Source organism: Paracoccus methylarcula, assembly GCF_003007735.2.
Taxonomy (GTDB): Bacteria; Pseudomonadota; Alphaproteobacteria; order Rhodobacterales; family Rhodobacteraceae; genus Paracoccus; species Paracoccus methylarcula.
Genome location: NZ_PXNQ02000012.1, coordinates 14230 through 36923, shown reverse-complemented (window position 1 = coordinate 36923; position 22694 = coordinate 14230). Strand labels below are relative to the sequence as shown.

The 22694-nt window shown below is 68.8% G+C and carries 17 protein-coding genes, 5 pseudogenes and 1 riboswitch; of the genes and pseudogenes, 5 read left to right on the top strand and 17 right to left on the bottom strand.

All coding sequences use genetic code 11. The features are described 5' to 3' along the window. Window positions 1-147 precede the first annotated feature (147 nt). Genes A7A09_RS17430 through A7A09_RS17420 form a run of 3 tightly spaced genes read left to right on the top strand, consistent with a single transcriptional unit; the run spans window position 148 to window position 3265 of the window. Window positions 148-576, top strand: coding sequence for a MarR family winged helix-turn-helix transcriptional regulator (locus tag A7A09_RS17430; RefSeq protein ID WP_106692585.1), 429 nt, complete (start codon window positions 148-150; stop codon window positions 574-576). A gap of 5 nt (window positions 577-581) precedes the next feature. Next, on the top strand, window positions 582-2222 hold the full coding sequence (locus A7A09_RS17425; protein ID WP_106692692.1) for an efflux MFS transporter permease: 1641 nt from the start codon (window positions 582-584) through the stop codon (window positions 2220-2222). Continuing rightward, a complete protein-coding gene (locus tag A7A09_RS17420) occupies window positions 2219-3265 on the top strand; it encodes an HlyD family secretion protein (protein WP_106692584.1) in 1047 nt (348 codons plus the stop codon). The genes A7A09_RS17425 and A7A09_RS17420 overlap by 4 nt, the downstream gene beginning before the upstream one ends. 125 nt (window positions 3266-3390) lie before the next feature. Here the strand turns inward: A7A09_RS17420 and cobF are convergent, their stop codons facing one another. From cobF to cbiE, 5 genes and pseudogenes are all read right to left on the bottom strand, one after another. Beyond that, window positions 3391-4149 carry a precorrin-6A synthase (deacetylating) gene (gene cobF / locus A7A09_RS17415; RefSeq protein WP_106692583.1) on the bottom strand — a complete coding sequence of 253 codons (759 nt, stop codon included), beginning with the start codon at window positions 4147-4149 and terminating at the stop codon, window positions 3391-3393. Next, window positions 4146-5498: a cobyrinic acid a,c-diamide synthase CobB gene (locus tag A7A09_RS17410; protein WP_106692582.1), complete on the bottom strand. Its 1353-nt coding sequence runs from the start codon at window positions 5496-5498 to the stop codon at window positions 4146-4148. Before A7A09_RS17410 ends, cobF begins: the two co-directional genes overlap by 4 nt. Window positions 5499-5687: 189 nt before the next feature. Next, entirely contained in the window at window positions 5688-6461 is a 774-nt protein-coding gene (gene cobM / locus A7A09_RS17405; protein WP_106692581.1) for a precorrin-4 C(11)-methyltransferase, read from the bottom strand. Next, window positions 6458-6811 (bottom strand): cobalamin biosynthesis protein, encoded by a 354-nt coding sequence (locus A7A09_RS17400; RefSeq protein WP_106692580.1) that lies wholly within the window; start codon window positions 6809-6811, stop codon window positions 6458-6460. The genes cobM and A7A09_RS17400 overlap by 4 nt, the downstream gene beginning before the upstream one ends. Continuing rightward, window positions 6808-7997 (bottom strand): annotated as a pseudogene (gene cbiE, locus A7A09_RS17395) (precorrin-6y C5,15-methyltransferase (decarboxylating) subunit CbiE). Before cbiE ends, A7A09_RS17400 begins: the two are co-directional and overlap by 4 nt. Between cbiE and A7A09_RS17390 the strand changes: the two are divergent. Beyond that, window positions 7996-8751 carry a cobalt-precorrin-6A reductase gene (locus tag A7A09_RS17390; protein ID WP_106692579.1) on the top strand — a complete coding sequence of 252 codons (756 nt, stop codon included), beginning with the start codon at window positions 7996-7998 and terminating at the stop codon, window positions 8749-8751. The pseudogene cbiE and the gene A7A09_RS17390 sit on opposite strands and share 2 nt — an antisense overlap. Here the strand turns inward: A7A09_RS17390 and cobJ are convergent. From cobJ to A7A09_RS17330, 12 genes and pseudogenes are all read right to left on the bottom strand, one after another. After that, window positions 8718-9460, bottom strand: a pseudogene (gene cobJ / locus A7A09_RS17385) (precorrin-3B C(17)-methyltransferase). The gene A7A09_RS17390 and the pseudogene cobJ overlap by 34 nt on opposite strands. Next, the gene (locus tag A7A09_RS17380; protein ID WP_106692578.1) at window positions 9457-10212 is read right to left on the bottom strand and encodes a precorrin-2 C(20)-methyltransferase; all 756 of its coding nucleotides are present in this window, start codon (window positions 10210-10212) and stop codon (window positions 9457-9459) included. The pseudogene cobJ and the gene A7A09_RS17380 overlap by 4 nt, the downstream one beginning before the upstream one ends. A 3-nt stretch (window positions 10213-10215) precedes the next feature. Beyond that, a pseudogene (locus A7A09_RS17375) lies at window positions 10216-10844 on the bottom strand (precorrin-8X methylmutase). Then, window positions 10844-11953 carry a precorrin-3B synthase gene (gene cobG, locus A7A09_RS17370; protein ID WP_106692577.1) on the bottom strand — a complete coding sequence of 370 codons (1110 nt, stop codon included), beginning with the start codon at window positions 11951-11953 and terminating at the stop codon, window positions 10844-10846. The pseudogene A7A09_RS17375 and the gene cobG overlap by 1 nt, the downstream one beginning before the upstream one ends. After that, window positions 11950-15245, bottom strand: a pseudogene (gene cobN, locus A7A09_RS17365) (cobaltochelatase subunit CobN). The gene cobG and the pseudogene cobN overlap by 4 nt, the downstream one beginning before the upstream one ends. Further along, window positions 15245-16289 (bottom strand): annotated as a pseudogene (gene cobW, locus A7A09_RS17360) (cobalamin biosynthesis protein CobW). Before cobW ends, cobN begins: the two co-directional pseudogenes overlap by 1 nt. Before the next feature lie 3 nt (window positions 16290-16292). After that, window positions 16293-16646, bottom strand: coding sequence for a DUF1636 family protein (locus tag A7A09_RS17355; RefSeq protein WP_106692576.1), 354 nt, complete (start codon window positions 16644-16646; stop codon window positions 16293-16295). A gap of 102 nt (window positions 16647-16748) precedes the next feature. Beyond that, a riboswitch (cobalamin riboswitch) is annotated at window positions 16749-16961 on the bottom strand. Window positions 16962-17033: 72 nt separating this feature from the next. Next, window positions 17034-18653, bottom strand: a complete 1620-nt coding sequence (locus A7A09_RS17350; RefSeq protein ID WP_148043709.1) for a hypothetical protein — start codon at window positions 18651-18653, stop codon at window positions 17034-17036. An 11-nt stretch (window positions 18654-18664) separates the two neighbouring features. Next, window positions 18665-19774: a protein-glutamate methylesterase/protein-glutamine glutaminase gene (locus A7A09_RS17345; RefSeq protein WP_106692574.1), complete on the bottom strand. Its 1110-nt coding sequence runs from the start codon at window positions 19772-19774 to the stop codon at window positions 18665-18667. 5 nt (window positions 19775-19779) lie between these two features. Further along, entirely contained in the window at window positions 19780-20634 is an 855-nt protein-coding gene (locus tag A7A09_RS17340) for a CheR family methyltransferase (protein ID WP_148043708.1), read from the bottom strand. Between the two features lie 5 nt (window positions 20635-20639). Then, window positions 20640-21173, bottom strand: coding sequence for a chemotaxis protein CheW (locus A7A09_RS17335; protein ID WP_211341174.1), 534 nt, complete (start codon window positions 21171-21173; stop codon window positions 20640-20642). Between the two features lie 113 nt (window positions 21174-21286). Next, window positions 21287-22282: a methyl-accepting chemotaxis protein gene (locus A7A09_RS17330; RefSeq protein ID WP_211341173.1), complete on the bottom strand. Its 996-nt coding sequence runs from the start codon at window positions 22280-22282 to the stop codon at window positions 21287-21289. On the opposite strand from A7A09_RS17330, the gene A7A09_RS21155 reads away from it, so the two are divergent. Then, complete coding sequence (locus A7A09_RS21155) at window positions 22281-22694, top strand: chemotaxis protein CheW (protein WP_245999425.1); 414 nt, start codon at window positions 22281-22283, stop codon at window positions 22692-22694. The two genes, A7A09_RS17330 and A7A09_RS21155, sit on opposite strands and share 2 nt — an antisense overlap.

Below are 22694 nucleotides of genomic sequence, written 5' to 3'. Positions count from 1 at the left end.
CGCGCGGCGGGGCAGGGCCCCCTGCCGTCACCGAACTCTGATTCATCCCGCCATCATCTTTATCCCCGCCCGGCCCTTGAACCCGGCGGCATGATTAATTAGCTAGCTAACATTCATCGGATCATTAGCAAGCTAAGCAATCGCGTCATGCCAACCGACACCGCCATCATCGACTCGCTCCTTCAGGTCATGCGGACCCTGCGCCGCCATTACGACGATTGCGCCCGCGACATGGGGCTGACCATGTCCCGCGCCCGCGTCATCAGCGAATTGACCCGGAAAGAGGGCGTCTCGCAGACCGAGCTGGCAAGCGCGCTGGATATCGAGGCGCCGACGCTGAAGCGCCAGATCGATGCGCTGGAAGCCGGGGGCTTCGTCATCCGCCGCCCGATCGAGGGCGATGCACGCAAGAATGCCGTCTTCCTGACCGAACAGGGCCGCGCCAGCCAGATCACCACCTTCAGCCGCAAGCTGCGCTCGGACGTGCTGGAGGGGATCGCGCCCGAGGATCTGGCCCGCACCCGCGAGGTGCTGGACAGGATCGCCGGGAATATCGTGAAACTGGGGCGGAAATGATTGATATGCCGCAACATCCAGCGCCCGCCGCAGCCCCTGCCGCGCCGCCGCAGCATCCGCCTTTGCCGGTGGCGCGCGCGCTTGCCTATATGGGCGCCTCGGTGATGCTGGCCCTGTCGCAGGGGCTGGGGCAGGGATTCGTCTCGTCCAATATCCCGCAAATCGCCGGGGACCTGGGCATCACCACCACGCAGGCAAGCTGGCTGATGGCGGTCTACATGATCCCCCGCGCCGCCCTGCCGGTCATGCTCATCAAGATCCGCACGCAGTTCGGGCTGCGCCGCTTTGCCGAGATCGGTATCGTGATCTATGTCGCGGTGGCCTTCGCCTCGGTCTGGATCAGCGATTTCCGCTCGGCGGTGGTGGTGCAGCTGCTGTCGGGCGCAGCCGCTGCGTCGCTGTCGACGCTGGCTTTCCTTTACATGCTGGAACCGCTTTCCCAGCAATGGAAGATGCGGCTCGGCCTGCCGCTGGCGATGGCGGTGATCATGTCGGGGCCGTCGCTGGCGCGGGTCGTCTCGCCGGCGCTGATCGGCGATGGCGGGCTGACATGGCTGCACCTGACCGCGCTTGGCCTGGCGATGCTGTCGCTGATGCTGGTCTACCTGCTGCCGCTGCGCCCGATGCCGCGGATGAAGGTCATCCAGCCGCTGGATTTCGTCAGCTTCCTGCTGATCGCCTGCGGCTTCGGCGGGCTGATCATCGGTTTCGTCATGGGGCCGATCCATTACTGGGTCGAGGAGCCCTGGATCGGCTGGCTGCTGGCGGCCTCGGTCGCCGCCCTGACCGGCGTGGTCATGATCGAGCTGAACCGCAAGGCGCCGATCATCGATATCCGCTGGCTGACCAGCCCGGCCATGCTGCACCTGACCGCGACGCTGTTCCTGTTCCGGCTGATCCTGTCGGAACAGAGCAGCGGCGCGCCCAGGATGTTCTCGGCCCTCGGGGTGGCGCCCTCGCAGATGGTCACGCTGTTTTCCATCATCGTCATCGCCAGCCTGCTGGGCGGGCTGGCCTGCATCGCCTGGATCAAGCCGGGGCGCGAGAAATGGTTTCACCTGGTCGCCCTGTTCCTGATCATGGCGGGCGCCTTCATGGACAGCCGGTCCACCGTGGATACAAGGCCCGGGCAGATGCTGCTCAGCCAGGCGATGATCGCCTTCGCGGGGATGCTGTTCCTGCCGCCGGCGATGATGGCCGGGCTGATCAAGGCGCTGGCGCGGGGGCCGCAATACCTGCTGTCCTTCGTCATCGTCTTCATCTCGACCCAGAGCCTTGGCGGGGTGCTGGGCTCGGGCCTGTTCACCAGCTTCATCAACCACCGCCAGGCCGCGCATCTGCAGGCCCTGTCGGAACAGTTGACGCTGACCGACAGCCAGACCGCCTCGGCCATCGCCGCCCGCGCCGCCATGCTGGCCGCGCAGATCCCCGATGCCGCCGCGCGCAAGGCGCAGGCGGTCACCGCGCTGGCGCAAGAGGCCAGCCGCCAGTCCTATGTGCTGGCCTATAACGACGCCTATTTCCTGATTTTCCTCATTGCCGGTTTCACCGCGGGCGCCCTGCTTCTGCATGTGTTCCGCGACTGGCTGGCCGCGCGCCTCGCATCCGGGCGGGACGCCATATCCGAGACGGAATCCGCATCATGACCAGATCACATATCCTGCCCACCGCCATCGCCCTTGTCATCGGCTTCGCCGGGGTTCTGCTGCTGCTCTTCGCCTGGCACCTGCCGCCCTTCCACCCGGCAGAGCCGACAACCGAGAACGCCTATATCCGCGGCAAGGTCACCACCATCGCGCCGCAGCTTTCGGGCTATGTCAGCGAGGTCGCGGCCAGCGATTTCCAGACGGTCGAACAGGGCGATGTGATCGCCCGGATCGATGACCGGATCTATCACCAGAAACTGGCCCAGGCCGAGGCGCAGCTTGCCGCCGCCAGGGCCGCACTGCAGGTCGGGCAGCAGAAAGTGGCCTCGGCCCAAGCGACATTGCGGGCAAACGAGGCGGGGCTGGCTTCGGCGCAATCGGCGCTGGAGACGGCGCAGACAAGCTGGGATCGCGCGCGAGAGTTGCAGACGCGCGGCGTTGCCTCGCAATCCTCGGCCGATCAGTCCGAACTGGCGCTGCAACAGGCGCGAGCCTCGGTGACGCAGGCCGAGGCGCAGCTGGATGTCCAGCGCGAGGCGGGCAATTCGGCCCGGGTCGCGCTGTCGGCGAACAAGGCCGATATCGCCAGCGCCGAGGCGGCGGTCGAACTGGCGCGGATCGATCTGGACAATACCGTGATCCGTGCCCCCGCCGACGGTCGGTTGGGCCAGGTCTCGGTGCGCGAGGGGCAATATGTGACGCCGGGCAGCGCGCTGGTCTCGCATATCGGCACGGATGTCTGGATCGTGGCGAATTTCAAGGAGACCGGGCTGCACGGGATGCGCGTGGGCGAAACCGTGCGCTTTACCGTCGATGCGCTGCAGGGCCGGACCTTTACCGGCAAGGTCGAGGCGTTTTCCCCGGCCACCGCCTCGGAATACAGCCTGATGGCGGGCTCGAACGCCACCGGCAATTTCACCAAGATCGCGCAGCGCCTGCCGGTCCGTATCTCGATCGATCCGGGGCAGGAGATGGCGGAATATCTTGCGCCGGGCCTCTCGGTCGTGGTGCAGGTGAATACAGAGGGCCGGTCGCGGCAATAGGGCGTGGGCGGAGCTGCGTCCCGCGATGGCCGGGGGCTGCCTGCCCCCGCCGCGCTTCACGCGACTCCCCCCGGGGATATTTTCATGAAGAAGAACGAGGCAAGGGGTTGGGTCGATGGCCCGTGTCAGGCGGGGTCGCGGCGCAGCAGGTAGATGTCCATGATCCAGCCATGGGCAGCGCGGGCGCGGGCGCGGCTGTCGATGATGCGCGGGCCGGTTTCGGTCAGCGGGCCGTGGTCCAGGATCTGCTCGTTCATGCCGATATAGGCGCCCCACCAGATGTTCAGCCCTTCGGGCGGCAGTGCCTGGAACGAGCATTGACCGTCAAGCATCACAACCACGGTATCGGCGCTCTCGGGCCAGCCATGATCGCGCAACCGGCGCCCGGTGGTGATCTGCACTGGCGCGCCGATCCGGTTCAGCGGTATCGCATGGGCTGCACATAGCCCCTGGATCGCGGTGATGCCGGGAATGACATGGCGGCGCAGCGGCAGGTCGCGGGCCAGCCGGTCAGTGATGCGCAGGCTGCTGTCGTAAAGCGAAGGATCGCCCCAGACCAGCAGCGCCACCTTGCCCGAGAGAGCGGGAAGATGGCGGCGGATCTCGGCCTGCCAGGCTTCGGCGATGCCATCATGCCAGCGCTCCACCGCGCCGAGGTAATCGGGATCGGCACTGTCGCGGCGGGGCAGGGCGAACTCGGCGATCCGGGTGGAGGGCCCGGCATGCCGGCCGCAGATCACCCGGCGCAGCCCGGCCAGATCGTCCTTTTCGGCGCCTTTCAGCGGGATCAGGATCAGATCGGCCTCTTGCATCGCGGCGATGGCCTGCAATGTCAGGTGATCGGGATTGCCGGTCCCGATCCCGATCAGGGTCAGGTCGATCATTCCGGCCTCGCCTGCGCGCGTGCGATCAGGTGGAAAAAGGTTCCGCTCACCTGCCCGCCGCCCTCGGTGACGCGATAGGACCCGGTTTCGGGAACCTCGGCGCCATTCGCGTCGCTGACCCGGGCCAGCGGTGCGTCGGGTTGCGACAGGATCGTGGCATAGTGGAACTCGTGCCCGCGCAGCGCCTCGTCTGCGCCGAGGCCGGGCAGGGCGGCCGCGTTCAGCCGGGCGAGCCGGTAGCCCAGATGCATGCGGCGCTTCTGGTAGCTGGTCTCCAATCCCAGCAGACCGGTCATCCGGTGCCGCCGCCCTTCCGCATCCACCAGCCCGGCCCCCAGGGCCATGTAGCCGCCACATTCGCCATGCACGGGGCGGGTCCGGGCGAAACGGATCAGCCCCTCGCGGAAATGCTCGGCGGCGGCGAGGCGGCCCGCATGCAGCTCGGGATACCCGCCGGGCAGCCAGCAGGCATCGGCGCTGTCATCCGGGGCCTCGTCGGCCAGGGGCGAGAAGGGCAGGATGGTCGCGCCCTGGTCCCGCCATTCCGCGACCAGATGCGGATAGGTGAAGGAAAACGCCGCGTCGCGCGCCAGTGCGATCCGCCCGCCCGGGGGCGGCACCGGCCGGTGCGGTGCCATGTCCGGCAGGTCACGCGCAGCGGCGGCGGCCATGATCGCGTCCAGGTCGCAATGGGCGGCGATGAACTCCCCTGTGTGGCGCAGGATACGCTCCAGCCCGGCGGTTTCCTCGGCCTGCACCAGGCCCAGATGCCGCTCGGGCAGCTCGATATTGCCTTGCCGGGGCAGGGCGCCCAGCATCGCGATCCCGGCCTCTTCCATGCCCTTGCGGATCAGCGCCTCGTGGCGGGGCGAGGCGACACGGTTCAGCACCACCCCGGCGAAGGGCAGGCCGGGGCGCAAGCTGGCAAACCCCTTTGCCACCGCCGCCGCCGATTGCGCCTGCCCCGAGACATCGAGGATCAGGACCACCGGCCAGCCCATCAGCGCGGCGATCTCGGCGCTGGAGCCGATGCCCGTTTCTCCGGGCTTCGCCACCCCGTCGAACAGGCCCATCGAGCCCTCGGCCAGCACCAGGTCGGCTTCCCGTCCGCCGGTATGGGCGGCAATCTGGCCCTCGCTCATGGCCCATGTGTCCAGGTTGAACGAGGCCCGTCCCGAGGCGGCGAGATGAAAGGCGGGATCGATATAGTCCGGCCCGCTCTTGAAGGGCTGAACTTCCAGGCCGCGCGCGCGAAACGCCGCCAGCAGCCCCAGCATCAGCACCGTCTTGCCGCTGCCCGAGGACGGGGCCGAGATCAGCAGGCCCGGGGGGGACGTGCTATTGGGCATCGAGCACCTCGCTTGCCGCGTTGAGCGTAATTATCGCGTTGGATTTTGGATATTTAAGTGAAGAAGAAGACCTTTCCGCCTTCTTCTTCATATAAATATCCAGGGGCGTCGCCGGTTTGGGCGCCACTGGGTCAAGAGCCAGCCGGCGACGGGGGACTGGCCGCACGCACGCAATATGGGTCAATGGCATCATTCGGGGAATCTCGGGTTGGGGCCGGTCGGGCGGTAACGGCGGTCGTAATCGGCGGCATAGAGGCGGCTGTCGTCGAACCCTTCCGCCGCCAATGCCGGGCCGACAAGGATCAGCGCGGTGCGGTCGATGTCTTCCGCCTCGGCCTCGATCCGCGCCAGTGTCGAGCGGATCACCCGCTGATCGGGCCAGCTTGCGCGCCAGACGACCGCGACCGGGCAATCGGGGCCGTAATGCGGGATCAGATCGGCCACGACGCGGGCCAGCGCATGGATCGACAGGTGGATGGCCAGCGTCGCGCCGGTGGCGGCGAAACCGGTCAACGTCTCGCCCGGCGGCATGGCCGAGGCGCGGCCGGGCGTGCGGGTCAGGACCACGGATTGGGCAATGCCGGGCAGGGTCAGCTCTGACTGCAAGGCGGCGGCGGCGGCGGCGAAAGAGGGCACGCCGGGGGTGATCTCGAAGGGAATCCCCTTCGCGCGCAGGCGGCGAAGCTGCTCGCCCATCGCCGACCAGACCGACAGGTCGCCCGAATGCAGCCGCGCCACGTCATGGCCCGCCGCATGGGCCGAAGCGATCTCGTCGATGATCTGATCGAGGCTGAGCGGCGCGGTGTTCACGATCCGCGCGCCGGGCGGGCAATGGCTCAGCAGCGCCTCGGGGACCAGGCTGCCCGCATAGAGACAGACCGGGCAGGCGGCGATCAGGTCGCGCCCGCGCAGGGTGATGAGATCCGCCGCGCCGGGACCGGCGCCGATGAAATGGACGGTCATGGGGTTTCCTTGTCTTCGGCGATGGCTGCCGTGGCGCGCCCGCAGGCGCTGGTGACACGGGTGACGATGATCCGTGCGCCCGGTTCGCAGGCCGACAAAGCGGCGGCCTCGGCGATCGAGCCGGTGCCGTGCAGGGCCTGTATGCGCTCGGATCGCGTGGGGGTGGCGATGCCTTCCACCCCGGTCAGGCGTAGTGGCAAGGCCAGTTCTCGGGCGAAAGCGGTCAGTTCCGCTTCGCGCGCCGGGATGGTGGCGAGCGCCGCGAGATCCTGTGTTCCGGTCCGGGTCAGCGCATCGCGTAACGCCTCGATGGGTGCGCCCGGGCGGCAGCCGAACCCCGCGACCCTCATCGTGTCACCTGCCATTGCACCACCGGGCGGGCGGGGTGCCAGCCCCGCATCCGGCCAAGCGGCGCGGCTTGGAGATCTCGATCCTGCTCAGGCTGCCGCCGTGACGGGCATGCAGATCGGCCAGCAGGGACTCGGTTTCCAGCGTCACGGCATTGGCGACCAGCCGGGCGGATGCGGGCAGAAGCGGCCAGAGCGTCTCGAACAGCTCCCGGCTCGCGCCGCCGCCGACGAATACGGCATCGGGTTCGGACAGACCGGCCAGCGCCCCGGGGACCGCGCCATGGATCGGCTCGATGCGGTCGGACAGACCGTAAGTCTCGATATTCGCGCGGATATTGGCCAGCCGGTCCGGGCGCGGCTCGATGCAGCAGGCACGGCCTCCGGCCAGTGCCCATTCGACCGAAACCGCGCCCGATCCGCCGCCGATATCCCAGAGCAGCGCGCCGCGCCGCGGGGCCAGCGCCGCCAGCGTCAGGGCGCGAATGGGCGATTTGGTGATCTGGCCGTCATGGGCGAATTCCGCCTCGGGCCGTCCCGGCGAATTGGGCAGGCCGAAGCCGCGCGGCAGATCGGCACCGCAGAGGGCGACGGCGACCGGGGCCTCGATGCCCACAAGCCCGAAGCTGTCTGCGCGGGCCTGTCGCACGCGTTCGCGCGCCCCGCCAAGCCGTTCCAGCACCGCCATGCGCATCGCGCCTGCGCCTTGTGCGGTCAGCCATTCCGCCAATGCCACTGGCGCCGCGCCATCGCGCAGGGTGGCGATGATCCGGCAGTCCGGCGTCAGATACGGGTGCAGGCGGGTGAAAGGCGCGGCATGCAGGCCGAGGCAGGCGGTCTGCTCCAGCCGCCACCCCAATCGCGCGGCGGCGAGCGAGAACACGCCCGGCGCGGGCAGGGCGCACCATTCTCCGGGCTCCAGCCGCTCGGCCAAGGCCCCTCCCGCGCCGAAATGGAACGGATCGCCCGAGGCCAGCACGGCAACGGGCCGCCCCCGGCATTCCAGCACCGGGGCGATGTCGAAGGGCACCGGCCAGGGACGTCCCCTTGCCCCGGCCCCTGCAAGCGACAGATGCCGGGGGCCGCCAAAGACGATTTCGGCCCGTTCCAGCGCGGAACGGCTTGCATCCGGCAGCCCGGCCAAGCCATCCTCGCCGATACCGATGATCGTCAACCAGGGTTCAGCCATGATCCGCATCCTTCTGCTGGGCGGCACGACCGAGGCCAGCCGCATGGCCCGCCTGCTGGCGGATGCGGGCATGGATGCGGTGTTTTCCTATGCGGGCCGCACCCTTGCGCCCACCGCCCAACCCCTGCCGCTGCGGGTGGGCGGCTTTGGCGGCGCGGCGGGGCTGGCCGCTTACCTGCGGGATCAGGCGATCAGCCATGTGATCGACGCGACCCATCCCTTTGCTGCGCAGATGAGCCGTAACGCGATCACCGCCTGCGAAGAGGTTCGAACCCCGCTTCTGGCGCTGGAGCGTCCGGCTTGGCGCGCCGGGCCGGGGGATCGCTGGACCCATGCCGCCGATCCCGAGGGGGCCGCCCGCGCCTTGCCCGATGTGCCTGCGCGGGTGTTCCTCGCCATCGGCAAGCAGAACCTCGCGCCCTTCGCCACCCGTCCGCATCATTACCTGCTGCGGCTGGTCGATCCGCCGGAAGGCCCGCTTCCGTTGCCGGATGCCGAGGCGGTGATCGCCCGTGGCCCCTTCACGGCAGAGGGGGACGAGGCATTGATGCGCGAACATGGCATCACCCATCTGGTCGCCAAGAATTCCGGTGGCGCGGGGGCCGAGGCCAAGCTGATCGCCGCCCGCCATCTGAGCCTGCCGGTGGTGATGATCGACCGGCCCCGGCTGCCGCCGCGCCCCAGTGTTGCCGAGCCCGAAGAGGCGATGGCATGGCTGCATCAGACCCCCTCTCCCGCCCGTCGCGGGGTATAGATCCAGCGCCCGATCCGGCGGGTCGCGGAATTGCCGAGCAGCACGACCGTCCGCATATCCGCCATCTCGGGGCGCGCCTCGGACAGGGTTACGGTCACCAGCCGCTCTTCGAGGGTCGAGACAGCGCGGGCGAAGGTGATCAGCCGGTCCGGGCCGCATTCTTCGCGTAGGATCTCCAGCACGCGGGCGAATTGATGCGGGCGGCTGGACGAGCGGGGATTATAGAAGGCCATGGCGAAATCGCCCCTTGCGGCGTGACGCAACCGGCGCTCGATCAGTGCGAAGGGCTTGAGATTGTCGGACAGGTTGATGGCGCAGAAATCATGCCCCAACGGTGCACCCGCACGGGCGGCAGCGGCCAGCATGGCGGTGATGCCGGGCAGGATGCGGATGTCGAGCGCTTCATGGCGCGGATCGGCCTCGACGCCTCGAACAGGGCCGAGGCCATGGCGAAGACCCCCGGATCGCCCGAGGACACCACGACCACCTGCCGCCCCGCCTGCGCCAGTTCCAGCGCATGGGCTGCACGGTCCAGCTCGACCCGGTTGTCGGAGGCATGCAGGGTCAGGCCCGGGCGTGGAGCGATACGGGCGACATAGGGGATATAGCCGATCACATCCGTGGCCTCGGCCAGCGCGGTGCTGACCTCGGGCGTGACCATGTCCCCGGCGCCCGGACCAAGCCCCGCGACCGTGACCCAACCGCTCATTCCGCCGCCCTTGGCATCGAGACGGGGCGGCGGCCCTGCCCGTGGATCAGCACGATGGCGAAATAGGGGCAGTCGCCTGCCTCGATCTCGGCCAGCCGCACCACCCTTTCGCCCGGCATGGTGCCGCGCTCGATCAGCCATGCCTGGTCCAGCCGCCCGGCCGCCGCCAGCGCCCGGCGGATCTTGGGCAGGTTGCGGCCGGTCTTCATCACCACCAATGCGTCCGATCCGCGCATGTGCCGGATCAGGTCGGGCTCGGGCAGGGTGCCCATGACCACGCTCAGCACGTCATCGCCCCATGTGATCGGCTGTCCCGTGACGTTCCAGCAGCCCGCCATGCCCGGAATGCCGGGGATCACCTCGACCGGGGCGCGGCCCTGCAGGCGGATGTAAAGATGCATGAATGAGCCGTAGAAGAACGGATCGCCCTCGCAGAGCACCACCAGCTCGTGATCCTGCGCCAGATCGGCCAGCCTCGCGGCCCATTGGTCGTAGAAGGCGGCCAGCAGGGCGTTGTATTCCGGGCTGTCAAAGGGGAGCTCGGTGGTGACCGGGTATTCCATCGGGTATTCGGTCACGCCCTCGGCCAGCATCCCCTGCACGATCCTGCGCGCCTGCCCCTGCCGCCCGGCCTTGCGGAAATAGGCGACATGCCGCGCGCCCCGGATCGCCCGGTCGGCCTTGACCGAGATCAGTTCGGGGTCGCCGGGGCCAAGGCCCGCGCAGATGATCCTGCCTCTCGCTTGGGTCATGGCTTACTCCTTGCGGCTCGCCAGCGCGTTGACGGCGGCGACGGTGATGGCCGAGCCGCCCAAGCGCCCCTCGACGATGAGCGAAGGGGCGGGCGGGGCAGAGATCAGCGCCTGCTTGGATTCCGCCGCGCCGACGAAGCCCACCGGGCAGCCGATGATCGCGGCGGGGCGGGGGCAGGCGGGGTCGCTCAGCATGTTCAGCAAGTGGAACAGCGCGGTCGGGGCGTTGCCGATGGCGATCACCGCGCCCTCCAGATGCGGGCGCACAATTCCAGCGCGGCGGCGGAACGGGTATTGCCCATGTCCCGGGCCATGGCGGGCACGCGCGGATCGGGCAGGGTGCAGATGATCTCGTTTCCGGCGGGCAGGCGGGCGCGGGTGATGCCCTCGCTGACCATCCGCGCATCGCAGAGGATCGGCGCGCCGCCTTCCAGCGCGGCACGGGCGGCGATGGCCATGCCGGGGGTAAAGCGGATATGCGCGGCCAGCTCGACCATCCCCGCGGCATGGATCATGCGGACTGCGGCGATTTCCTCTTCGGGGGTGAAGCGCGCCAGGTCGGCCTCGGCCCGGATCGTGGCGAAGGATTGGCGATAGATCGCCGCGCCGTCCTTTTCGTAATCGTAAGGCATCACAGAACCTCTGGCAGTCGGGCGGGCGGCAGCCCGCGAGGCTGGGGAATGTCCGAGGCGCAGCCGCCCCGGATCAGGTCGAAACCCTCGGGCGTGGCCGTCAGGGTCAGATCGGCGGCGCGCGGCCATCCGCAGCCCTTGGCGCATCCCGAGACATGCAGCACCCGGCCCTTGGGCAGATGCGGGGCAAGCTGGCGGGCAAGGGCGCGGGTCGGCGCATGGGCATGGCGGCATCCCGGTGCGCCGGTGCAGGAGCGCAGCCGCAGCCGGGGATCATCGGGTTCCGCGATCAGGCCGGGCAGGGCGGGGACCCTCCCCGCGCCCTCGATCAGCAGCATCCGCCACGGGGTCATGCGAAGCGGGCCAAGCGCGGCGAGGGCGGCAAGTATTTCCGCCTCGATCTGGCCGAATTCGAGGCCAACCAACATCCCTTGCGGAACAGGTCCCGGAACGGGTGTCGGCAGGGCAGGGGCGGGTGTCAGTATCGCATCCGCTGGTGGTGTTCCGCGTGCGATCAACCCGGCCATTCGCCCCCGGCCTTCGGGCGCTCCGCCCGCTGCAAGGAACCATCCGGCCAATGTCAGCGCCTCGGCAGCGCTGTGGCAGGGCGCACCATGAGGACATCCGTCGGCACGCAGGATCAGGCGGCCATCCGCACCCCGTTCCAGCCGGATATCGGCGGGGATGTCCCACAGGACCGGGGCGGGGCCGGTATCGACGGCAAAGCCGAATTTCGCGGGCAGGGGCAGGGCAGAGGCGGTCAGCGCCGCCTCCAGCTTTGCGGCCAGCCCGTCGGTTTCGGGATCGGCGAAGGGAGTGACGATGATGTTGCGCCGCTGCTCGGCCTCGATATCCGCATCGATCAGGTCAAGCGCGCGAAGGGCCTCGATCAGCGGGGCATGGCTGTCGGGCGTGACGCCGCGGATCTGCAGGTTGGCACGCCCGGTCAGGTCGATCAGCCCGTTGCCGTGATCCCGCGCGGCGTTTGCGATTCCGGCGGCCTGCGATGGGCTCAGCCGCCCTCCATGCGGGCGGATGCGGGTGATCCAGCCATCGCCCGATTCCATCGGCCGCAGCGCGCCGGGGCACCATCCCCTGACCCCGCTCATCGTTCCGCCTCCAGCGAGGCCGCGATGGAGTTGCGGCGGGTCGACCACAACCCGGCATCGGCAAGGCGGCGGAACAGGTCGCGCATCGCCTGCAGGGCCTGCGGATTGGCCTGTTCCATGAAATCCACGATCTCGGGGCGGCCAAGCGTCGCGTCGTGATAGAGGTCGAACAGATGCGGCGGCACCGCCCCGGCCAGATGCGCGAAAGCGGCAAGGTGATCCAGCGTCGCGGCGATCTCTGCCGCGCCCCGGAACCCATGCGCGGCCATGCCGTCGGCCCATCGCGGGTCAGAGGCGCGGGCGCGGACCGTGCGGGCGATCTCCTCGGTCAGGCTGCGGGCGCGGGGGCGGTCGGGCTGCGTGGCGTCGAGATGATAGAGCGAGGCTCCGCCGCCCCGATCCGCGCCATGGCGGCGGCGAAACCGGCCTCATGCGCGGCATAATCGGCGGCCAGCAGCAGGTCGGTTTCCGGCAGATCCTGCGCATGGAGGAAACTGTCGGCCCCCGCCAGCCGCGTTTCCAGCGCCGCGCGATCCTGCCGCGCCTTGCCATCGGCGCCGATGGACCAGCTTGACGCGGCCAGCCATGCCTCGCCCGCCGCCTGCCGCGCCTGATCGGTGAAATCATCCGCCGCCGGTCCCATGCCAAGCCCGTATTGTCCCGGTTCGGGGCCGAAGACGCGGGGGCTGCGGGCCTGGTAGGGATTGTCCGCCGGGTCTTCGCCGCGCCCGGCCAATGCCGCAGCACCGGTCTCGAACAGTTGCGCCAGCACCGGGAACACGTCGCGGAACAGGCCCGAGACCCGCAGCGTCACGTCGATGCGGGGGCGGTTCAGCAGGGTGAGTGGCACCACCTCGACACCCGAGACCCGCCCCGATCCGCTATCCCAAACCGGCTTCAGCCCCGCCAGATGCAGCGCCATGGCGAATTCCTCGCCCGCCGTGCGCATGGTCGCGCTGCCCCACAGATCGACGACCAGCCCCCTGGGCCAGTCACCATGATCCTGCAGATGGCGGCGCAAATATTCCTCGGCCAGCTTGATGCCCTGCGCATGGGCGGCAGGGGTCGGCACGGCGCGGGGATCGGTGCTGAACAGGTTCCGCCCGGTGGGCAACACGTCGCTGCGGCCCCGCGCGGGCGAGCCCGAGGGACCGGGCGCGACATGGCGGCCATCCAGCGCGGCCAGCAGCCCGGCGCGTTCCTGCGCCCCGCAATCGCCCGAGCCATAGACATGCAGCCCCTCGCCGAACTGGCTTTCCTTGAGATCGCAGACGAACAGGTCGATCCGGGCGATCGCCTCGGCGGGGCTGGCATCTAGCGGGATGCCCAGATCCGCCTCGACACCCGCCGCGCGAGCCTCGTCACGTATCGCACGGGTCAGGCGGTCGCGGCGGGCCGGGTCCAGCCCGTCGGCGGTGGAAAACTCGTCCAGCAGCCGCTCCAGCTCGCCCAGTCCCGCCGGGATGGCCGCCGCGATCATCGGCGGCGGCAGGTGGCCGAGAGTTACCGCGCCAAGGCGGCGCTTGGCCTGCGCGGCTTCGCCGGGGTCGTTGACGATGAAGGGATAGATCACCGGCATCTCGCCCACCAGCGCCTCGGGCCAGCAGGACGCCGACAGCGCCACCGCGTTGCCGGGCAGCCATTCCAGCGTGCCATGCGCCCCCATATGGACCAGCGCATGCAGGCCTTGCGCGCGCAGCCACAGGTAGAATGCGACATAGGCGTGGCGCGGGATGCGGGTCAGGTCGTGGTAATCGTCCTTGCGGCTGTCGCGCTGGCCACGCTCGGGCTGCAGCGCCAGCAGCAGGTTGCCGCGCCGGATCGCGGCAAAGCGGAACACGCCGTCGCAGCAATCGGGATCGGCCTGCGCCTCGCCCCATTCGGCCCGCAGATCGTCGCGAAGCGCGGCGGGCAGATGTTCCAGCGCGGCCAGGTAATCCGCCAGCGGCCAGTCGATATGCTCGGTGGCCAGTGCTTCGGCGGAAGGACCGTCGGCGATGCCGTAACCGGCATCGTCCAGCATTTGCAGCGTGGCATCCGCTGACGCCAGCGCATCCAGCCCCACCGCATGGGCCATTTGCCAGTCGCGGCCCGGATAGGTGGACAGGACCATGGCGATCCGGCGATCCCTGGGCGCGGTCGTGCCAAGGCGATACCGCGCGCTGACCCGGTCCGCGATAGCCGCGACGCGCTCGGGCTCGGCGCGATGGGCAAAGCGGCTGAATTGCAGGTCGGGGTCGCGCGGCTCGGGGGCCTTGAAGCTGGTCACGCCCGCGAAAATGCGACCATCGATCTCGGGCAGGACAACATGCATGGCCAGATCGGACGGAGACAGGCCGCGTTCCGCCTGCTGCCATTCCCGGCGGCGATTGGTCGACAGCGCCACCTGCCAGACCGGGCAGCCGAAATCGAAGGGTTCCGGCGAAGGCGGGGGGCTGTCTGCCCCCCGCGCCCCCCGAGGATATTGGGATGAAGAAGAAGGGGAGCCGGTTTCCATGCGTGCGGAGAAGCCCGTCGCATTGACGATGACCGCAGGGGGGCGGGGGAGGGCCCGTGTCAGCCATTCTCCGAAGCCCGGAGTCTTGAGCGATGGCGCGAAGACCCCGCAGGCTTTGAAACCCGCCTCGCGCAGCCCCAGGATCAGCGCATCGATCGGGCCGGTATCGGCAGCGGTCAGATAGCTGCGGTAGAAGCTGACAAGGGCCAGCGGGCCGTCGTCGGGCGGCGCGCCGATCACGCCCTGGCCGGGATCGTAGAACCCCATCTGCGGCATGGATGTCGTGCCCATGACCGGCTCGGCCCAGAGCCCCGCCGCCAGTGCCATCTGCGCCAGCGCGGCCTGCGCCGCCACCGCTCCGCCAGCTTCGCAGAGCCGCCTGAGTTGCCGCAGCACCGAGGCGGGCACGGTCGAGACCGACTCCAGCCGCGGATCGTCGCGGCCATCGCCGGGCAACACGGCCAGCGCGATCCCCCGCCGCCGCGCCAGATCCTGCACCGAGGCCAGCCCATAGGGCCAATAGGCCTCTCCGCCGATCAGCCGGACCAGGATGCCTTTCGCACCGGACAGGGTCTGCTCGACATAGGTATCGACCGAGACCGGATGCCGCAGTGCCTCGAGGTTGCACAGCCGCAGCGAGGGCAGGCCTCCGCCCGCGCGATGCCAACCCGCCGCGAAAGCCCCGAGATCGCTGTCCGAGAATGACAGCACCACCAGATCGCCGGGGGTCTGCCCGGGATCATAGGGGGTGTCGGTCTCTTCCAGACCGTGGCTTTCGCGGAAAACGATATGCATCAGGCGGGCACGGCCCCCAGCAATACGTTACGGATCGCGGCCTCGTTGACATCGTCATGCTCGGCGATCACCACCAGCCGCGAAACCCGTGGGGCATCGCCCCAGGGCCGGTCATATTGATGCCGCACCCGCGCGCCCACCGCCTGCACCAGCAGGCGCATCGGCTTGGCCCTGATGGCGACATGGCCCTTGACGCGCAGGATGTTCTGCTCGGCCGCCAGCCGCTCGATGGCGCTTGCCAGCGTCTCGGGGTCGTCGAATTCCGGCAGCTCGATCACCACCGTGTCGAAATCCTCGTGCTCGTGGTCATCGGCGCCGTCGTGATGGCTGGGCCGGGCCTCCAGATCGTCCTCGGCCGCAGCAGCAAGGCCGAGGATCACCGAGGGATCGATGGCGCCATCCGTCACCGCCAGGATCGGCAGCCTGCGCGGTGCCTCGGCCTCGATCACGGCGCGGGCGGCGGCCACCCCCGCATCGCCCGCCAGGTCGGGCTTGGTCAACAGCACCACGTCGGCGCAGGCGATCTGGTCCTCGAAGACTTCCGACAGCGGGGTTTCGTGGTCGAGACCGTCATCGGCCTCGCGCTGAGCCTGCACGGCAGCCTCGTCGGGGGCGAAACGGCCCGCGGCCACCGCCTCGGCATCGGCCAGCGCGATCACCCCGTCCACGGTGATGCGCGAGCGGATCGCCGGCCAGTCAAAGGCCTTGAGCAGCGGCTTGGGCAGCGCCAGCCCCGAAGTCTCGATCAGGATGTGATCGGGCCTTGAGGGCATCGCCATCAGCCGCTCCAGCGTCGGGATGAAATCATCGGCGACGGTGCAGCAGATGCAGCCATTGGACAGCTCGACGATATTCTCGGCCGGGCAGTTATCGTCGGCGCAGCCTTTCAGGATCTCGCCATCGACGCCGACGGTGCCGAATTCGTTGACCAGAACGGCCAGCCGCCTGCTGCGGGTTTTGCATCAGGTGGCGGACCAGGGTGGTCTTTCCCGAGCCCAGAAAGCCGGTGATGACGGTGACGGGGGTCTTGGTCAGATCGGTCATGGATCACTCCTGCGGGGGGATGCGGGCAAGGCTTTGCTTGCGGAAAATCACCGGGCGCTCGCGCCACGGCACGAGCCCGTCGGGGGCGGCGGCATAGGCCCCGGCACCGGCCAGGATGTCGGCGGCATCGTCAGGGGTCAGGCGGCCATAGACATAGGACCACTTTCCGGGCGCCGATAGCGCGACCGAGCAGCCCATCGAGCAGGCAGAGAGGCATTCGACCGGGCGCAGCTCGACTCCTTCGGGCAGGTCGGACAGGGACAGGGTGTCATGCAGCCGCGCGCCGGGGCGTGGTTCCAGAGGCGCGTCCGGGTCGATGCCCCGGCAGGTGGTGCAGACATGCAATATGGCGCGCATCGCGGCCCCTTTCCCAATCACGGCGCAAGGGGTGGGGCCAGAAGGACGAAAGCAGCGCGTGGCCAGCCTTTCGCCTGCCGGTCGCGGATCACCCCGTCCGCCCGTCAACAACCGGCGCTGGCAGGTCTCCCGGCTTGCGGATCCTGGGTTTCCCCAACGGTCGACCCACCTTCCCGGCTATTTGCCAGTGGCCTGGGCGACCTGTCCGGTCACGGTCGCGGGGGCGGCTGCGCTTGGACAAGGCATCCTTCGCCCTGCCTGTCGCATTCCCTCTTCGCCTGCCCGGGGGCAGGAACCAACGCAACCCTCACCTGCGGCACAGCCGGGGCGGTTGTCAAGCCGAAGCCGCGATCCGGCATCGGGGAAATCGCATCGCCGGGACCGGGATCAGAAGAAGATATCGTCCAGGGTCTGCGGTTCGGCCACCGGCGCGGCAGTGGCGGAGCGGAGCGTCTCGCCGACGAGACCGGCATGGATCTCGCGCTCGCGGTCCATCGTGTAGAGCGACTGGAATGGCACCAGCATCGCGGCATCCTCCGGGGCCAGCACGGCATCCGCTCCCTTGGGAACATGGGCCTCGATCTCGGCGATCAGCTCCGGCAGGCTCGCCAGCAGCTGCAGCCCGTCATCCACAGCATGCTGGAGCGTGGCCGCGCTTTGCCTTGCCGCCTGCTGCATGGCTTCGAGCCGGGCGAACATCTCGGATGCCAGCGCAAGATCGGCATCGGCACGGGCGATCAGGGTGCTCAACTGCCCCGCCTCGGCGCTCAGCTGGCTGAAATCTGCCTGCTGGGTATGGCTGTCGATCCGGCCAAAGCTGCTGCGGCAGCGGTGATGCAGCTCGTTGCAGGCATCCGCGCGTTCCCGCACGGTTGTCGACAACACGTCCATGGCCGATTTCGCCGAGCCGCTGCGCCGGGCCAGAAGCCCCGCATTGACGGTGGCGAGGCTGACCTCCAGCGCCGTGGAGGACAATGTCTCGAGATTCCCGCGCGCGTCGGCGATGACGGTATCGATATTCTCGACCGCCGCCATGGCGCCTTCGAGGGCGGGTGCGACGAGCCTTTCGATCTGGTGCCCGTCATCCAGTTCCGCGCGCCACCCGGCCAGAAGCTGCGCCGCCTGCGCGCCGGTATCCCCGGTCAGCGAATCGGCGGCGGCCTGCCCGATCGTGCCGAGCTGTTCGAGCGCCACCTGCGTCGCGGCCAGCATTTCCGAGGCATCCGCCGCGAGCGCCGAGATCTGAGCGGCGGCCAGGGCGGCGGCGGGCGGCTCGGCATCGGCGGCCTGCAGGATGGTCTCGATATGATCCAGCCGCTGCGCGAAAGCGTCCGAGAACTGGATTCCGGTCATCAGCACGGCGGTGTTCGACTGCGTGCTGCCGCGCAACTGCTCTGCCAGGGTTCCCGCCGAACCGCAGACCGCCTCCATCTCGGGCACCGTCCGCTCCTGCCGCTGAGCATCCATCGCCATCCGGGCGCAGGAGGCGGCGGTGCCCAGCTGGCCGGTGGCCTGCCTGACCGCCGTGCCGATGCTGACCAGCCCCTCCTGCACCGCCATCGTCGTCGAGGACAAGCGCTCGATCATCCCCCGCAGGGTCACGATGTAATCCTCGATCGCATCGATATCGAGCGAATAGCCGGTGACCCGCGTCATCGAGGCGATCGCGTTGAGCTGCCGGCATTCGCGGCGCAGGGTCTCGACCGCATCCAGCCCGTCGACGATGGCATGGGACAGATCGGGCACCGATATCGCGGCATGCGCGGCGCCCAGCAGCTCGGCAAGGCTGCTGCAGGCGTCGCGCAGCGCCCCGGTGCCGCCACGGGCCGCGCCCACCTCGTCCACCAGCCGCGTGAGACGGTCGAAATCGCCGCCGATCCCGTGCAGCGCGCGATGCACCCTGCCCAGGACCTCTGTCAATTGCTCGAACCGGCCCTGGCTGGTCCGGCGCAAACCGGTCAGTCCGGTTGACGCCGAAGCCGTGATCGCAACATCCGCTGGTTTCATATCCGTCTCCGTCATCCCTTTCCGCATCGCGGCCGCATCCTTCCCTCACTCGCCCGCCTTGCGCAGCAACATCGCCGCCAGCGCGACAATGGCAGTTCTTCCTCGACCGCACCCAGCTTGCGGGCCTCGTTGGGCATGCCGTAGACGACGCAGCTTGCCTCGTCCTGCCCCAATGTGCGCGCCCCGGCCTGGCGCATCTCCAGCAGGCCACGCGCACCGTCATCGCCCATCCCGGTCATGATCAGCCCGACCGCGTTGCGCCCCGCCGCCCGCGCCACCGAGCGGAACAGCACATCGACCGAGGGCCGGTGCCGCGACACCAGCGGGCCGTCGCGCAGCTCGACGCAATAGGTCGCGCCGCTGCGGGTCAGCAGGGTATGGCGGTTGCCCGGCGCGATCAGCGCATGGCCGCGCAGCATCCGGTCGCCATGCCTGGCCTCGCTCACGCTGATCCCGCACAGCCCGTCCAGGCGGCGCGCGAAGGCGGCGGTGAAATGCTCGGGCATATGCTGCACCACCACGATCGGAGGACAGTTCGCCGGCATCGCCTCGAGCACCGAGCGCACCGCCTCGGTCCTCCCGGTCGAGACACCGATGGCGATGATCGTCTCGGTCGTCTTGACCATGGCGGAGGACGAGGGCGGCGACAGCACCGCGTCGGCCGACAGCTTGGCCTGGACCGGCGCGGGACGCATCCGGGACAGCCTGGCCTGCGCCGCCGCCTTGATCGCGTCGCAGAGCACCGTCCTGCTGTCTTCGAGAAAGCCCTTCACGCCCATCTGCGGCTTGCAGATGACCTCCACCGCCCCGGCCGACAGCGCCTGCTGCAGGGTTTCGGTATTTGCCCCCACCAGCGAGGAACACATCACCACCGGGATGGGATGCTGCGCCATCAGCTTGCGCAGGAAGGTCACGCCGTCCATCCTTGGCATTTCCACGTCCAGCGTGATGACATCGGGCCGCTGCCTTGCGATGCTCGCCGCCGCGGCGAAAGGATCGGCGGCGGTGCCCATCACCTCTAGCCCGGGATCCGAGCCGATCAGCTCGGCCATCGTCTGGCGGACCACGGCGCTGTCATCGACGATCAGCACCCGGATGGGTCGGTGGGCGGTATCGGACATGGGCTTCAGACCTTCTGATAGGTGGAGGCGGCGACCTGGCGCAGATTGGCGGGCGGATCGGCAAGGCTTTCGGAATGGCCGGTCAGCAGATAGCCGCCGTCCCGCAGCCGCGAGACGACATTGGCCACCGCGCGCCGCTGATCCTCGGGCTGGAAATAGATCAGCACATTGCGCAGGAAGGCGACATCCGCGGTAAGTTTCAGCGTCCGGTCCAGATCGACGAGATTGGCCCAGGCAAGCTGCGCCCGGCTGCGCAGTTCCGGCACGATCCGGTACAGCCGGGGCTCGCCGCGCGAGCGCATCAGATAGCTGCGCCGCAGCTCTGCGGGAATGCCGGTGACCTGGTCCTCGGTGAAAACGGCGGTGGCGGCCTGCCGCAGGATCTGCCTTGACACGTCGGTTCCCACGACACCCCAGGACAGCCCGCCCTTCCGGGTCTGGGAAAACTGGTCCAGCACCATGGCCGCTGTCCACATCTCGGATCCCAGGGAGCAGGCCGCGCTCCAGATCGTCAGCTTGTAGCCGGTTCCCGCACCCGCCTCGGCCAGGTTCGGCAGACCTTCGCGCGCAAGCCAGTCGTAATGGACCTTCTCGCGAAAGAAGCTGGTCGTATGGGTGGTCAGCGCCTCGGCCAGGTAGCGGGCCTCGGCCATTCCGTCAGGCCCGTGCAACTTGGCGATATAGCTGTCGTAATCCGCGCATCCGAGTTCTCGCAGGCGGCGGCTGACCCGCAATTCCAGGAACGAGATCTTGTCCGTCGAGACCGCGACGCCGGTAATCTTCCTGGCGATCTCGACCAGGGTCCGGGCCTGCCTGGGGTGAAGGCGGGGCGTGGCAGTGGAGAGCGGGTTCTGCGCCATGCCGGTCACGCGAAATCAAACAGTCCGGATGCCGCGACGCCGAACAGCCGGTCCAGCGCGAGCATCATCGTCAACTGTCCGTCGATCCGCGCCACCCCGATCATCGCGTCAGAGCGCCAGCGGGACATGGCATCGGGTGCCGGCTCGATATCGGCCTTGGCGATCGCCACCACGCTCAGCACCCGGTCGGCGATCACCCCGATCGGCTTGCGCGGCTCGGGGCCAAGCTCGAACACGACGATCCGGGCATCCTCGGGATTGGCCTGATGCATCAGGCCCAACTGGCTGGGCAGATCGATCACCGCGATCCCCTCGCCGCGCACATCGATCATGCCCAGCAGATCCGCCGGCGCATTGGGAAGCCGGGAAATCGGTTGCAGGTCAAGTATTTCACGGACATTGCCCACATCGACCGCAAAGACCTGGCCGGCCAGTTCAAGGGTGACATAGGTATGCGGCTCAAGCGTTTCGGCGCCGTCATCCTCTTCCATCCAGGAATCGATCGAAGAGGGGCGCGCATCGGTTTGAAGCTCGGACATGGCAAACGCTCCGGAGCAGGGGGCGGGGGCGGCTGCGCGCCCCTCGGGCCGGTGAGGGAAAGAGACGGGAGGACCGGGGCGGGGACGCAATCGCCCGCGCCCCGGCCTGCGGATCAATAGCGCATGAAATCGGCGTCGGAGACCTGGCCATCGCCCAGGTCCAGCATGACCCCGCCCGGCCGGGCATTCGCGACCATGGCGGGCTCGGCGGGCGATGCCGCGCTGTTCGCCGCAGGCCGGGGCATGGGATCCGCGATCTGCTGGACGGGAGCGGCAGAGGGTTTCCGCGCCGGTTTCCCGGCCTCGTCACCCAAGCGGAAGAACGAGATCACGCCGCGAAGCTGTTCGGACTGGGTCGCGAGGCTTTCGGAGACGCTGGCCGCCTCGGTCGAGGCCGATGCGTTCTGCTGGATCACCGCGTCGAGTTCGCGGATCGCCGTGTTGATCTGTTCGACGCCGATATTCTGCTCGCGCGCGGCGGCGCTGATCTCCTGCACCAGGTCGGCGGTGCGCTGGATCGAGGGCACCAGCGAGGACAGCATCTCGCCGGCCTTCTGGCTGACCTCGACGGTGCGCCCGGACAATTCGCTGATCTCGCCGGCGGCCTGCTGGCTGCGCTCGGCCAGCTTGCGCACCTCCGAGGCGACCACGGCAAAGCCCTTGCCATGCTGTCCGGCACGGGCGGCCTCGACGGCGGCGTTCAGGGCCAGCAGGTCGGTCTGTCGGGCGATCTCCTGGATGATGTTGATCTTCTCGGCGATGGTCTTCATCGCCCGCACGGCTTCATCCACGGCCTCGCCGCTTTCGGCGGCCTCTTTCGCGGATTGGGTTGCGATCTTCTCGGTCTGCGCCGCGTTGTCCGAGGATTGCCGGATATTGGCGGTCATCTCTTCCATCGAGGCCGAAGCCTCTTCGGCCGCGGCGGCCTGCTCGGTCGAGCCCTGGTTGAGCTGATCGGCGGTCGCCGACATCTGCCGCGCGCCCTCGGCCACGCCATTGGCGCTGGCATTGGCATTCGAGATCACGCCCCGCAGCTTGTCGAGCATGCTCTCCAGCGCGGCCCCGAGCGCATCGACCTCGGAACGGCGGCGGATTCGCGACCAGACCATGGTCCTGCCGATCAACGCCGTGCAAGAGACGATGCGGGCGAACCCGTCGCTTCTGCATGGCGTGGGACAGGGCGGGCGGCTGCTCTCCAATCGCGGCGAACTGATCCCGATCATCGATCTCGGCTGCATCTTCGGATTGCGCGACGATCCGGCACCGCTGGAAGAGGGCGTGCTGGTCGTGGTCGAGACCGACAGCCAGAAGCGTGCGGCGCTGCTGATCGATGGCATCTTCGATCAGCGCCAGGTCGTCATCAAGAGCCTCGAAGAGAATTACGGCCGCGTGCCGGGTGTTTCGGCGGCCACCATCCTTGGCGACGGCAAGATCGCGCTGATCATCGATCCCGAAGAAATCGTCCTGTCCTCGTCGAACGATCGCGGCAGGACAGCCATGACCCTCGCAGCGAACGGGTAA